14 protein-coding genes are annotated in these 14185 nt (G+C 40.6%); 3 read left to right on the forward strand and 11 right to left on the reverse strand.

Annotated features, from left to right (window positions below; translation table 11 throughout):
• Positions 1-115: 115 nt before the first annotated feature.
• From JL001_RS04075 to JL001_RS04095, 5 genes are all read right to left on the reverse strand, one after another.
• The gene (locus JL001_RS04075) at positions 116-811 is read right to left on the reverse strand and encodes a phosphatase PAP2 family protein (RefSeq protein WP_200974890.1); all 696 of its coding nucleotides are present in this window, start codon (positions 809-811) and stop codon (positions 116-118) included.
• Positions 812-976: 165 nt separating this feature from the next.
• Complete coding sequence (gene hpf, locus JL001_RS04080) at positions 977-1282, reverse strand: ribosome hibernation-promoting factor, HPF/YfiA family (RefSeq protein WP_192009415.1); 306 nt, start codon at positions 1280-1282, stop codon at positions 977-979.
• Positions 1283-1313: 31 nt separating this feature from the next.
• Positions 1314-2198, reverse strand: a complete 885-nt coding sequence (locus JL001_RS04085) for a tyrosine-type recombinase/integrase (protein ID WP_200974891.1) — start codon at positions 2196-2198, stop codon at positions 1314-1316.
• Positions 2199-2253: 55 nt separating this feature from the next.
• Positions 2254-2448: a 30S ribosomal protein S21 gene (rpsU, locus tag JL001_RS04090; RefSeq protein WP_192009417.1), complete on the reverse strand. Its 195-nt coding sequence runs from the start codon at positions 2446-2448 to the stop codon at positions 2254-2256.
• A gap of 112 nt (positions 2449-2560) precedes the next feature.
• Complete coding sequence (locus tag JL001_RS04095) at positions 2561-3700, reverse strand: acyl-CoA dehydrogenase family protein (protein ID WP_200980289.1); 1140 nt, start codon at positions 3698-3700, stop codon at positions 2561-2563.
• A 214-nt stretch (positions 3701-3914) separates the two neighbouring features.
• On the opposite strand from JL001_RS04095, the gene galE reads away from it, so the two are divergent.
• Both galE and JL001_RS04105 read left to right on the forward strand, forming a co-directional pair.
• Positions 3915-4928, forward strand: a complete 1014-nt coding sequence (gene galE, locus JL001_RS04100; RefSeq protein ID WP_200974892.1) for a UDP-glucose 4-epimerase GalE — start codon at positions 3915-3917, stop codon at positions 4926-4928.
• Between the two features lie 295 nt (positions 4929-5223).
• A complete protein-coding gene (locus JL001_RS04105; protein WP_200974893.1) occupies positions 5224-5859 on the forward strand; it encodes a hypothetical protein in 636 nt (211 codons plus the stop codon).
• Here the strand turns inward: JL001_RS04105 and JL001_RS04110 are convergent, their stop codons facing one another.
• Genes JL001_RS04110 through JL001_RS04120 form a run of 3 tightly spaced genes read right to left on the reverse strand, consistent with a single transcriptional unit; the run spans position 5860 to position 7254 of the window.
• Entirely contained in the window at positions 5860-6159 is a 300-nt protein-coding gene (locus JL001_RS04110; RefSeq protein ID WP_200974894.1) for a transcriptional regulator, read from the reverse strand. It abuts the gene before it with no gap.
• A 3-nt stretch (positions 6160-6162) separates the two neighbouring features.
• Positions 6163-6741, reverse strand: a complete 579-nt coding sequence (locus JL001_RS04115; protein WP_200974895.1) for a hypothetical protein — start codon at positions 6739-6741, stop codon at positions 6163-6165.
• A 3-nt stretch (positions 6742-6744) separates the two neighbouring features.
• Complete coding sequence (locus tag JL001_RS04120; protein ID WP_200974896.1) at positions 6745-7254, reverse strand: hypothetical protein; 510 nt, start codon at positions 7252-7254, stop codon at positions 6745-6747.
• Positions 7255-7406: 152 nt separating this feature from the next.
• Between JL001_RS04120 and JL001_RS04125 the strand changes: the two genes are divergently transcribed.
• Positions 7407-8567: a hypothetical protein gene (locus JL001_RS04125; protein WP_200974897.1), complete on the forward strand. Its 1161-nt coding sequence runs from the start codon at positions 7407-7409 to the stop codon at positions 8565-8567.
• Positions 8568-8574: 7 nt separating this feature from the next.
• Here JL001_RS04125 and JL001_RS04130 read toward each other — a convergent pair whose 3' ends face one another.
• The 3 genes from JL001_RS04130 to JL001_RS04140 all read right to left on the reverse strand — a co-directional run bounded on the left by JL001_RS04130 (position 8575) and on the right by JL001_RS04140 (position 14182).
• Entirely contained in the window at positions 8575-11316 is a 2742-nt protein-coding gene (locus tag JL001_RS04130) for a glycoside hydrolase family 78 protein (protein WP_200974898.1), read from the reverse strand.
• 95 nt (positions 11317-11411) lie between these two features.
• Positions 11412-12965, reverse strand: coding sequence for a glycosyl hydrolase family 65 protein (locus JL001_RS04135; RefSeq protein WP_200974899.1), 1554 nt, complete (start codon positions 12963-12965; stop codon positions 11412-11414).
• An 11-nt stretch (positions 12966-12976) separates the two neighbouring features.
• Positions 12977-14182, reverse strand: coding sequence for a glycoside hydrolase family 105 protein (locus tag JL001_RS04140; protein ID WP_200974900.1), 1206 nt, complete (start codon positions 14180-14182; stop codon positions 12977-12979).
• Between the last annotated feature and the right edge of the window lie 3 nt (positions 14183-14185).

Here is a 14185-nt window from a genome sequence, read left to right on the forward strand (position 1 = left end):
GTGAAATGATAATATCAAACCCTCCTTCCAATTGTGCTACAAAACTGCAAAAAAACAGGCCAGAAAGCAGCAAAAAATCATCATTATTTAAGATTCATTGAGCTTTTATCACTATTCACTTTGGTTCGGTGGTAGCTTGAACCTCTGGTTTTAAATGGGAAAGCACCACTTTTTTCTTTGGCAGCAGTCCTCTTTTGAAAGCCCTTCCCTTAAAATACTTCCTAACTATTACCCTCGCCAATAGGGCTGACCCCACTCCCAATATTGACCCTGCCATTACATCCCCAATGAAATGCTGCATGAGATAAACCCTGCTAAAACCTACCGTCACTGCTATTAAAACCATTAACACTTGATAGCGATGTCGTTTAGGAAAAATCATGGCCAGCATGGTGGTAAGAGCAAAAGCGGTAGCCGTATGGCCTGATGGAAAAGAGTGCCAATGGTGCATTGGTACGCCTGCCACTTGTACCAAATCTATATCCTTAAAAAACGCTGCTGGTCGGGGTGCATTCAAAAAAACCAGTTGTTTCAAAACAACACAAACTATCATATGAATGGCAGCATTGAACACACAAAGCAGTGCATAACCATATCTAAAAAGCAACAAGACCGGAAAAACAGCCAAAAACACCAAACCATCTCCCAAGTAGGTAACATTAGAAAAGAACAAATCGGCCAATAAAAAATGGTGCCGATTAATAAAAAGCTCGTAATCCCCTTTGGGCGCATTCAGTAAAACAATCCCGCCTATTATTAGTGTAAAAAAATAAAAGAATATATAAACCGATGGTATTGATTTCCTTTTCATCTTCTTGATTTACTTCAAAGGTAAAAGGCTAAAATCAATTGGGAGTTAAGTCAAAATCATGGATTGATTAACAAATAAAACAAGCTTAAACTACTGGTTACCAAAAAACAAACCCCACTCACTTGAGTGGGGTTTGTCATTGCATTATTAAATTGGGTTATATTGTCATTGTCGTGCTAAAACTAACTTCTCTTTGAATTTTTTGATCTGTCTTCTCAAACCTTCAATCGCTTCATCAGCAGCTCCCTCGAAAGAATCCGTTTGATGCTTTGCAAAAAACTGCTTACCCGGTACATTCAATTTGATTTCAACGATCTTGTTCTCGTTTTTCTCGTTTTTGTCGAGTCTCATAAATACTTCCCCGTCGATAATGCGATCATAATAAGTATCCAGCTTATCAGCTTTTTTCTGGATAAAATCAATCAGTTTTTGATCGGCGTCGAAATGGATTGAATGCATTTGTAATTTCATAATTTTAACAGTTTAAAAGTTAAACTTTTATTTAAGCTTTAGGATGTGCTTGATCAAACACAGCCTTCAGTTTTTCCATGGAATTGTGGGTGTAAACCTGTGTGGCAGCAAGATTGGCATGGCCCAAAAGATCCTTTACAGCATTTAGATCGGCTCCCTTATTGAGCAGATGGGTCGCAAAAGTATGTCTCAGAAGGTGAGGGCTACGCTTGGACGTCTGCGCAAAAAGGTCTAAATATTTCCTCACTATCCTGTAAATCTTCATAGGGTAAGCTTGCTTTCTAGAATTATTAACGATAAAATAATCACTCTCGTTTACATTTAAAAATGTTTCTTCAAATACTTTCCTGTACGAAATAATATTCTTCCCTAAAGAAACTGTAAGAGGGATTATTCGTTCTTTCTTACGCTTCCCATACACTTTTACCGTTTGCCCTTGAAGATCAATGTCTTGCCATTTGATCGCCAATAACTCAGCTAATCTGACTCCCGTTAGGTAAAGGAACTCCATCACCATCTTATCACGCTGACCATCAAAGTCTTGACCATAATCAATCTCATTGAGGATTTTCTCCATGGAAGTTTCCTGAACAAATTCCGGTAATTTTTTTGGCGTTTTGAGCGCTTTTAATTTATAGGTAGGATCCTTGCTGATTTCTCCTGAGCGGAGTAAAAATTTATAAAAAGATCTTAAAGTGGCCATTTTTCTATTGACAGTGGTGGCAGAAAGCCCTCCCTCCACTAAATCTACTATCCAAGCCCTGATCTCTCCATGACCAGCAGATTCCAAATCCTCCATCCCAAAGGATAGTTTTAAAAATTCCTGGAACTGCTCCAGGTCCTTTTGGTAGGCCAGAACCGTGTGCGCACTGGCTCTCTTCTCGTGCTCTAGATAGTTTATAAATGAAAAAAGCATATCAGTGTATTGAAACACCAATATGCTCATTTATTTCTGAGAAAGGAAATATTAATTATTTACTTTCTTCGTCCTGCATTCTTTGCTTGTAGGCGGCTTTGATTACCTCTGTTCTTCTTTTAACAGATGGTTTCTCGAAATGTTGACGAGATCTCAATTCACGGATTGCTCCAGTTCTGTCAAACTTCTTTTTGAAACGCTTAAGCGCTTTTTCGATAGATTCGTTCTCTTTTACGTTTACTACGATCATAATTTTACACCCCCTTTCGTGCTGCAAATGTAGAAAGATAGTTTCGTAAAACAAAATATTCTTCCAAATCAGGCTTTTTGTGCTTCACATTTTTGGATGGGCCGCTATTATTTTACTTCAAAATCTCTCTGGAAATAACCAACTTTTGGATTTCAGAAGTGCCTTCTCCAATGGTACACAGTTTGGCATCCCTATAATATTTTTCCACCGGATAGTCTTTAGTAAAACCATAACCTCCAAAAATCTGCACCGCTTCATTGGCCAGCTCCACCGCCACCTCAGAAGCATAATACTTAGCCTTTGCACTGGCCAGGGTAACAAACTCTCCCCGGTTCTTTAAGTCTGCCGCTTTAAAGGTTAAAAGCTTTGCGGCTTCTAGCTTAGTTGCCATGTCTGCCAGTTTAAATGAAATTCCCTGATAGGAACTGATAGGCTTATTGAACTGGTGACGCTCTTTGGCATATTGTATAGCTGCTTCCAAGGCACCTTCAGCAATGCCCAAGGACAAAGCCGCGATCGAAATCCTTCCTCCATCTAAAACCTTCATGGACTGGATAAACCCTTCTCCCACTTCCCCTAAAACTTGGTTTTTGTGCACCTTGCAATCCTCAAAAACCAACTCTGCCGTCTCTGAAGTTCTCATTCCCAGCTTATCTTCCTTTCTTCCTCCTTTAAATCCATCCATGCCCTTTTCCAGTACAAATGCGGTCATCCCGTGTTTGTCTCCCTTTTCACCAGTTCTGGCAATCACCACAGCTACATCTCCAGAAACTCCATGTGTTATAAAATTTTTAGCTCCATTGAGGACAAAGTAATCTCCCTCCTTTACAGCTGTCGTCTTCATATTGGCTGCATCTGAACCGGTATTGGGCTCGGTCAAACCCCATGCTCCCAAATACTCACAAGAAGCCAACTTGGGCAAATACTTTTGCTTTTGTTCCTCATTGCCAAAAAGCATAATGTGCCCAGAGCAAAGTGAATTGTGGGCTGCCATGGAAAGTCCAATCCCCGGATCCAACTTGGCCAATTCTAAAATAGCTGTCACATACTCATTGTAACTGAAGCCACTTCCTCCATATGCTTCGGGAATCAACACCCCCATCAAACCAAGTTCACCCAGCTGTTTAAAAAGTGGTAAAGGAAAAATCTGCGCATCATCCCATTCTTTTCGTTTGGGGGTAATTTCCTTAGCACCAAAGTCTCTAATCATTTGAGCGATCATCCTTTGGTTTTCATTCAAATCAAAGTTCATCATGTTTCTGCTATTTTCTGGGTTATATTCCTGGTGGTCAAAAAATCTTATAAGATCTTCCTGTCAACCTGTTCTACCTAAGGTATTAACTTCCAAGCAAAAAATTAGTTTAACCGATTAAAAAGCAATAAAAATTTTAACACATACCTGATTGCTTTATATTTGCTCAGACATCAAAAGCCAACCCATTAACCCTGGTAAAAACAAAACATTCATGCAACAAATTTTAATTACAGGTGGAGCAGGTTATATAGGATCCCACACTGCCGTAGCACTGGTTAACGCCGGTTTTGAGCCGATCATCATCGACAACTTTTCAAACTCCAACAAGAAGGTCCTCGATGGACTGGAAAAAATCCTTAACAAATCCATAAAATGCTATGAAGGAGATTGTAATGACCGTGAATTGATGCGTCAAATTTTCAGCGAAAACAATATTTCTGGTGTTATTCACTTTGCGGCCTCCAAAGCGGTAGGAGAGAGCACGCAAGTTCCTTTAAAGTACTACAGCAACAACATCAATTCGCTGATCATTTTACTGGAAACCATGAAAGAGTTTAATGTCAAAGACATTGTATTCTCTTCCTCATGCACTGTATATGGACAGCCTGATGAACTGCCGGTGAAAGAGTCCACTCCACGTAAAGACGCGGAAAGCCCATATGGCAACACCAAAAAAATCTGTGAGGACATCCTGATAGATCATGTAAAAAGCGGCGCTGAAACCAGGGTAGTAGCCTTGCGCTATTTCAACCCGATTGGCGCCCACCCTTCATCTCTTATTGGAGAGTTGCCTCTTGGAGTTCCTGCCAATCTGATTCCTTTCGTCACCCAAACAGGTGCAGGCATTAGAGAAAAAATCACGGTTTTTGGAGATGATTACGACACACTCGACGGCACCTGTGTCAGAGATTATATCCATGTCATGGACCTTGCTGATGCACATGTGAAATCCATCCAATACCTAGCAGATAAACAGGACAGCTTTTTTGATCTTTTCAATGTGGGCACTGGAAATGGAAATACCGTAATGGAAGTGATCAAAGCTTTTGAGAAAGTAAGTGGAGCACCTCTGAACTATGAGATTGGACCAAGAAGGTCTGGAGACATTGAAAAAGTTTGGGCCAATACAGACAAAGTCAGCAAAGTATTGGGCTGGACCCCGCAATACAACTTGGAAGATGCCTTAAAAGATGCCTGGAACTGGCAAGTCAGCTTGAAAAAATAATTCTAAAGCCTCCTAATCCTGTTAGCAGACAGTACAGGACGGTTTTTGGTATTGATATCACTAAGTTTATCCTATAATTAATTTTAAAAGTTTTAAAATTTTAATTAGGGGTTTATTAATCGAAAACCATTTGCTTCCTAAGCAAATGGTTTTTCTTTTTTAAAACCAACTTTTACACTATCACCTCTATCTCATTTATTAAAGCACTAATTATCAGAACATAAAGACTTGTAAACAGGTAACTTTTTATATATTAGCTATCGACACGCAAACCACAACATCTTACCTTAAAGGCATGGAAACACTTTTTAACTTTTTATTAGGCCTTCATATTACTGGAGGTGCAGCTGGATTAATTTCCGGAACCATCAATATGATCAGAAAAAAAGGTGATACCAGGCACAAGAAGACTGGAAAAATCTTTTTTAGAACAATGCTACTTGCAGGATTGACTGCTTTGGTTTTGGCCAGCATCCACCCAAATCAATTCCTCTTTACTATCGGAATTTTCACCTTGTACATGTTGGGTTCAGGGTACCGCTACCTATACCTGAGGACGCATCATCCCCAAGCAACTTGGATAGATTGGGGCTTATCTGTTTTTATGATTGCCTTTGGAATTTTCTTCTTCTTACAAGGTGCACAAAACCTCATGAATGGCAATTATTTTGGAATCGCCTTGTTTGTTTTTGGAGGAATTGGACTTTCCATGGCCATGACAGACATCCGTTTCTACCGTGGCAAAGTCACCAGCAAAAACTTCTGGTTGAGGGGCCATATCGCAAGAATGTGCGGAACGTATATTGCCAGTCTAACCGCTTTTTTAGTGGTCAATATTCATTTCTTGCCAAGCTTATTGATCTGGTTACTTCCCACTGTGATCATCACCCCTATGATCATCAAATGGAGCAAAAAATACAAGACCGCTTAGTTAACCACCCTTCTTATTGACTTGGATATAATCTTCCAAAGCCTTCACATAAAGTGCAAAAGCTTCTCTCCCTTTACTCGTAATCGAACAAGTGGTCAGTGGAAAATTGTCCCTAAAAGACTTCTCTACTTCCAAATACCCAGCGGTTTTGAGTTTGCTGATCTGGACAGATAGATTTCCGGCCGTTGCCCCGGTTTTTTCCTTGATATAGGTAAACTCCGCTTCTTCCACACTCATCAACAAGGAAATAATGGCCAACCTAAGCTGACTGTGAAGAACCGGATCAAGTGCTTTAAACATCCTTTATGCTTGTTTGGGCTTCATCAAATGAGCCGGAATAATGTAACTGACAATTACAGCCAGCATTAACAATAAGAGCTGGTATTGAAAAGGCTGATAGAAGGCCCAAAAACCGCACAAGGTACTTCCAATTCCTCCAATAATCAATGCTTTATAGCGAAGTGTCATTCCAGTAGCATAACAAGCTGTTCCGTACAAGATCATAAAAAATGGATAAACTGCATGCCACCCAATTTCAAATGCACCAAATAACAACACCACTATCGCCATACTCATTCCTCCCCAAATACCAGCCATTACCCTGCCCATATAGGTCTTTACTTTGGCCTGTTTTTTTCGCTTACTCAAATACAAGAAATGCACAAGACCTCCAAAAGCCATCACAATCCAAACCATATAGGCTTGTGGCATCTCCAAAATAAAAGCCATCAAATAATGGGCTGCGGCCACACCCAAAGTCAGGTAGCCCCACATGAAGTACAAAAATCGATCTTGATAAATACTGTACCTTGTTGATTCCACCATAGAGCGGATCAAATGGATACTTTCTGCTTCATTCCAGTTTTCATCTGCTTGCATCATGGATTATTTTTTGTCCAGGGTCATTTCAAAACTCGGGTACCACTTTTCTCCATTGGGAGAGTATTGGCCTACTTCGTGCCACTGCCCTTGTTCATTGAGGCGAATGGTGTATTTGATCTTGCCACCTTGAGGAATATCAAAACCCCATTCAAAATGTTGTGCACCCAACTCTTTTAGGTAGGCATCTGTACTTTGGCCTTTGGCACGCCATGCTTTCATTTCATAGCCTTCTTTCCATTCATTATAAGTGATCACAGCCACCGCGTTGAACACCAAACTATCCCCTTCATAACCTTTCCCTTCAATAAAAAGCATCTTACCTCCTAGTTTGTAGGAGACGTCTTCATGCTGATCAAGGTTCATCTGCTGTCCAGGCCCCTGCATGGCCATGGCCTTACCTTCCCACTTCCCTTCCAAAAAAGCCAATTTCTTCATGGCTTCATCAGCCTTTTCCTGTGCCATCACCCCAAAGGATGCCATCAGTAAAACAGTCAAACACAATATTTTTTTCATATCTGTCTATATTTTAAAGTTAAATATATCTCCAATATAAAGTAGTTTATAATACAAACCAATTTTTAAATGATTTATTTTTAATGACTTACAAACTTGATTATAATTAACTATTTCACTAGTTTATATTAAATTTATTACCCCCCAAGCTTATGAAGTGGTTCAATTATTTATGTTTGGTTACATTTTTTTGTGCCTGCCAGTCCAAGGCTTTCAAAACGGAGAAAGAATATAAAATTGTCTCCTCAGAGAGCTTTGTGGATTTTGGAGAACACATGGTTACTCCAAAGACATTTAGTCCTACTATAGCTAATTACAAGGGAAAAAATGCCCATATCTTTATTGACCAAAATCTTCAAATTGTCATTAGTGACCTGGATAGCAAGGAACTGATTGAGATCATTCCTTTACAAAGAGATGATGGCCCCAAAATGCTCCATTCTCATCCTAATAAGGCCATTCCACTTCAAAAAAAACATTTTCTTATTACCTCTTTATCCTTTTTCTACATTGTTGACCAAAAAGGAGATGTGATCAAAAAAATTAATCTTGAAAAAATAGTTGAAGATCAGTTTTCCAGAAATCAAGAAGATCATTTCTTTATAACAGCAAGATCTTCCTACTGTAAAATTAAGGAGAATGAGCTAATATTTAGTTTATCAAGAAACTTACCTATGAGCGGCCCCGTGCCCGCCAAAGCTTATCCCTATTTCCCTCTCTTTATACAATTGAAAATAAATCCTACTAATTGGCAAATAGAGTGGAAATTATTGGACGTTTCCTTTCCTGAAGAATTTGTAAAATCCACTTCACTTTCTTATTGGCATGATGAAACTCCTAAATACTTAATTGAGGGAAAACGTCTTATTTATTTCTTCCGCTTCTCCTCAAAACTCTTCTTTCATGACTTAGAGACGGGGAAGAATAGTTCTTTGGAATTAAACATTGAAGATGCCCCTTACACCTCCTCTCCCGCATCCAGCCCAGAAGAAGGCAATAAAATTTTAAAATACGCTTTTCTTGACACCTATATAGATACAATTAATAAAATAATATATCGAATTCATCAAAGCCGAAATTTCCAAGACCTTATGGGTAGTGAGCGAATCCTAAACTCCTATAGTTTAGAAGGAAAACCACTTGTTTCTCATTCTTTAGGGACAATCAAAGAGCATCTGTATTCAGGAATGTTTGGCTATAAAGACCAATACTACCTCACACCTTTCGAGCCAAGTACTTCAGAAGAGCATTTGGAGTTCTTCCAGTTCAAACTGGTAGAGAAAAATCAGCATTTATCTTTTGAGGCAAATTAATTCCAAACTAAAAAACAAACTCATACTCGCCTGAACCCAAGCTCACTTCCTTTTGACCTTCTGGTAGGGTCTTCCCATCCAAACTAACTTTAGTGACAATGTCTTGGGGCAAAACTACTTTGGCCGTAGTATTTACCGGTACTTTTACTTTCCATGTAATCCTCTTGCCTTTGCGTTCCCAATGGCTTCCAATTTCTCCATAGAAGGAATCATAGGAAGCCCTGACATAGTCCAGCCCTTCCACAAATGTCGGCTGCAAGCTGATGGCCTTAAATCCAGGACTTTCATTACCAGGTGTGATTCCTGCCAAGTATTCATAATACCAAACCATCAGATCCCCCAACAACATGGTGTGATTTTGTGAATTCATACTTGCCTTGGCCACATTCCCGTGCCAAAGCTCCCAAATGGTAGTCGCTCCATTTTCAATCATATATCCCCAACTTGGATACGTACGATTGGTAGCCAACTTCAAAGCCAAGTCAGCCCTGCCATAATCACTTAATATCCTCATCAGCCATTGGGTACCGATCAACCCAGTGCTCAAGTGCCCTTTATTTTTCACCTCAATTGTCTCTACAAGGTGGTCAAATACTTTTTGCTCATTGAACTCACTCACCATACCGAAAGCCAAGGGAAGCAAATTATCGGTCATCTTGTTATCTCCATAATAACCTTCCTCATGATAGAACTCCTGTTGAAATGCCTTTCCTACCTTATCCTTCAAAACTTGGCAGGCTTCAATATCCTCTCTATTCCCTGTTAGCCTAGCAAACTTGCTCATCATCTCCATAAAATAATAATAGTAGGCAGTAGAGATCAATGCACTAGGCCGCTTTACATCTGCATTTTGTCCAGTTCCGGCCGCTATTGTGGGAGGAGGAACTACCCAATCTCCGTAACTGTCTTTCGTGACGATATAGTCTTCATTCATATATCGAGTAGCCATATAGTCCAGCCATTTTTTCATGGCCGGATAATGATGAACCAGCACACTCGTATCTCCTGTATGATCAAAAAGCATGTTGGCAATCATCAAATAGGTCCCTGGCCAAGTCATATTATCGCTGTAATAACGCCAATAGGCCGGGGCTACATCTGGAATACTTCCATCTTCCTTTTGAGAAAGCCGAATGTCTTCCAGCCATTTTTTGTATAGCCTGACATTGTCAAACATATAGTTTTCGCCATGAGCCCCAACCGCCCGATCACCCAACCACGGTTGCCGCTCATTTCTTTGTGGACAATCCACGGGCATCCCTTTGTAGTTGCCTGCTATTCCCCACCAAGCGTTTTGATAAATCTGGTTAAGCGTTTCATCAGAGGTTTCAAAATGGCCGACTGTTTCAATATCATCGTAAACCATTTTTCCCACAAAATCATCCACTTTTGGTATTCCCGGGTAGGTACTGACCTCGACAAACCGAAATCCATGATAGGTAAATTTGGGTTCCCAAACCTCTTCTTCACCGCCTTTGAGGACATACGTGTCGGTTACCTTCGCATCACGAAGATTGGTCACAAACAACTCTCCAGTATCCTCCAAGGATTCTGCAAATCTCAGCTTGACAGTATCTCCTTGTTCTCCCCGCACTTTCAGCTGCAACCAGCCCACCATATTTTGTCCCATATCCAATATATAGCGGTTCTGATCCAATGGAATAATGGAGACGGGCTTCACTTCTTGTATCACCTTCATGTTTTCATTCAATTGCGCCTCAAAATCTCCTCTTGGCTCTTGGACATACTCGGCTTGCAACCAACCGGAGTCATCAAAACCTACCTGATCCCATCCGTCAAATTCCTTGTTGGCATCATAGTATTCTCCATCATATTCATTGTTGTTCCGAATAGGGCCATCCGCAGTACCTCTCCATTGGTCATTGGAAGAAATAACTTCGCTGCTTCCATCTTTATACCGGATTACCAATTGAAACAGTAATTTGGGAAAACCAAAATTTTTAATTTTATAAGGCTTATAATTTTGGCGCATGGTGAAATAGCGACCATTCCCCAATACCACACCAATGGCATTATCAGAACTGGATTGAACGAGCTGGGTAATATCATAGGTATTGTACTTGACATTCTGCGTATAATCAGTTGGTGTCGGGGCGAGCACAGCATCCCCCACCTTATGCCCATTGATATTCAACTCATACAAGCCCAGTCCAATAATATAAGCAGTGGCTTCCTCCATCTGTTTGCCCACCTTAAACTCCTTTCTAAAATAACGGGCTCCCAAAGTTGGGAAAGTAGATATCTCCTCCCAGGGAAAGGCGCGGTCAAAGCCTATCCATCTTCCTTTCCAATCCTTATAATACAATAACCCCACACGCCAAAATGCCTCTTCACTCCAGCCACTCTCACCATGATTGGTCCAAACCCTAACTTTCCAATAGCATTTAGTGTCACTCTCCAAATCTTTTCCGCCATATTTCACCATAACACTTTCATCGGAATCAACCCTGCCAGAATTCCATAAGTCAGCCTTCTCAGGACTTAATAAATTAGGTGATGTGGCCACCAAAACCTGATAGGCTGTTTGATAGGTGTTTTTTGCAGAGGTATTAATTTTCCAACTCAGTCGAGGCTGCTTTACATCAATACCTTCCGGGTTTCGCAGCGTTTCAGTTCGTAAGGAAGCTATGCTCAAATCTGCGGAACCTTCATTTTCCCCAATAGCCAATACTGACACAAACATGCCGATGCTAAAAAACAAGGTCAAAATTGCTTTGGAATAAATCATAACAGAATTGCTTTTATTCAAGGCTCCGATAAATTAAAAAAGAGGCTCCATCAATGCAAAGCCCCATTTTTAAACTATCAACCTATATTAAATCTCTATCTTTTTACTTCTAATCGTACCAAATTATCCGAAGAGGCTACTTCCTCTCCATTGATCAGTACATGGAGTCCCTTTCCTTTTCCATATTTCTTCCCAGAAGCGTCCCAAAATATGGTGAGAATATCTCCGCGATAAGCCACATTGTCCAAGCAAAACCAATCCCATTGATCTTCTGGAATCAAGGGATCTACCACAACATTTCCATCTTCTTGAGGCCTAAAACCCACCAAGCCTGTAATGATCAAATCATTGAAGGTCGAATGATTATAGTACCTGCTTCGCTCCTGATCACCCTTTAACCAATAGCCTGTTTTTTCATCCAAATACTCTCCAATATATGGCCTCCCTCGATAGTATTGGGACTCGACATATTTGTTCATTTGCTGAAAATAATCTGGTTTACCAACCATCTCCTGATCATAGTTGATCAATAAATTGGCCAAAGCTGTCATGGTTTGGGAAGTTGCAAAAGGCCAAACAGCACCATCCCATTCGCAATTACAACAACCGTGTGTCCTAAATTCCGGATGCCTGCACTCTGCTGTGGTCAACCCAAAAGGAGCTAAAAAGCCGCCTTCATCCGTCACCTGATCCCAAGCTGCTGGATAAGGGTTTTTATCATCGGGTAGATTAAAATACCAAGGAATAAAGCCAATGGCTTCCCTCACTTCGGCAAAACCTCCTTTTTCTTTCACAGTTTCAAAAAATAAACTTTCTGGATTCCAAAGTTGATCCTGCACCAATGATTTTATCTCTTGGGCCTTTTTTCTGTAGATTTCAGCTAGTTTACCATCGCCACTTATCTCAGCAATCCTTGCAATGGCCATTGCATTTCCATACATATAACTATTGATCGTAGGACGTACATTTTTTACGTGCCTTCCCCCGCTCAAGGATTCTTCCATGCCATCTTTCACGTCTATCTGCCAGAACAGTCCATCTTCCCTTTGTCTGTTATCTTCCCACCACTGGTATTCCTCCAGTAAGTCGGGAAGCATATCATTCAAATAATCCTTATTTCCTGTTAGTTTATATCGGTTATATAAGGCATCTGCTGTCCAACTGCTGAAATTATGCAACTTAGTCATTGGCTTCCCTTCATTGCCCCTGTACCAGGTATGGACAATTTGATCCAAATATTTCGGGTCATGAAGCCAACGGGACTCATAAATATGATGCCCTAATGCACAACTGATCAAATTATACTTATCCGAATAAGACCGCTCGACCAAAAACTCGGTCATGGCATAGCCCACAGGTGTCTCTTTTATGTGCTTCCTGAGCGTCCACCACCGGTAATAAAAGATCTCCTCAAAGTTTTGCTGAGGAGCTTCAAAAAGTGGAATATTATCTTTCATCCACTCCCATGACGCACTATTGGGAATGGCCTGCTGGATATTTTCATCCTCCATCTGGTTGAAGTAATCCACATAATGCTTAAAATCTTCTTTTTGGAGAATGGCAGGTCCTTGTGCTAAAGCAGCACTCTTGCAAGCACCCAGACAGGATAAAATAATGGCAAAAAGAAAGGTTATTTTGGTATTAGACATGCCCAATATTATCATTTATTATTCATGAATCTTTCATGCTCTATGCTGGCCATAATGGCCGGAGCCGTAGCTTTTGGGTCATTGTCTTTGATGGGTTCGGAAATATAATATTCGAAACTACCGTCACGGTTTCCATCTCCTCCCAATCCTGCCACAGCACAACCATCGGTGACAGATACCGTTCCATCTTCCTCCTCTCGGAAAAACTCATTGACAAGTCCTTCATAACCCTTATGGGCTGTATGGAGAAATTCCTCTGGAAGGTAACCTTCTCGCACACCTTTGTACAAGAAATACACAAACATGCCCGTTCCTGATGATTCCAAATAATTTCCCTCGCGCTCACCTTGGTCCGTTACCTGATACCAGGTTCCTGTTTCAGAATCCTGAAAATCCCTTAGCCCTATGGCCACTTCATTGGCTATCTGAATCAACTTTTCTCTTTCAGGATGGTCAGCCGGTAAAAAATCCAATACATCCACAACAGCCATCAAGTACCAACCAATACTTCTACTCCAAAAATTGGCAGATAGTCCAGTTTCCTTATCAGCCCATGCCTGTTCCCTACTCTCGTCCCAACCATGATACAATAAGTGTTTTTCAGGATCATAAAGTACCCTATACGCCTCTATCAATTGATTAACCGCATCTTCTGTATAGCTTGACTCCTCAAACGCTTTTCCATAAGCTGCCAAAAAAGGCCCAGCCATATAAAGCCCATCCAACCAAACCTGATGGGGGTACTTCAACTTGTGCCAAAAGCCTCCATCCGAAACACGTGGATGATTTTCCAATTGCTTCACCAATGTACCCAAAGCTACTCGATACTTCTTCTCTCCGGTTTCTTCATATAGAGGAATCAGTACTTTTCCCGAATTGATATTATCGATGTTGTAGCTTTTCAAGTTGTAGGTTTTGATGGTTCCATTCTCCTCAATGATATTCTCCCCAAAACCTTTCACAAAATCAAAATACTTATCATCCCCAGTATATTTCCACATGTCCAGCATGGCCTTGCAGACCAGCCCCTCATGATAACCCCAGTAAGGGTCTTCTACGATCCAATCTTTAAAGCGGGCAATGTCAGAATCAGCCAAACGTACAGACCATTTCTCCAGATTAGGCCCGGTGCTTACTTCCTCTTCCGAATTGGTCTTTTGCCTTCCGCAAGAAAACAAAACCAACACTGCACCAACAATTATTTTATAATTTATCATTTA

This window comes from Echinicola sp. 20G (genome assembly GCF_015533855.1).
Classification (GTDB): domain Bacteria; phylum Bacteroidota; class Bacteroidia; order Cytophagales; family Cyclobacteriaceae; genus Echinicola.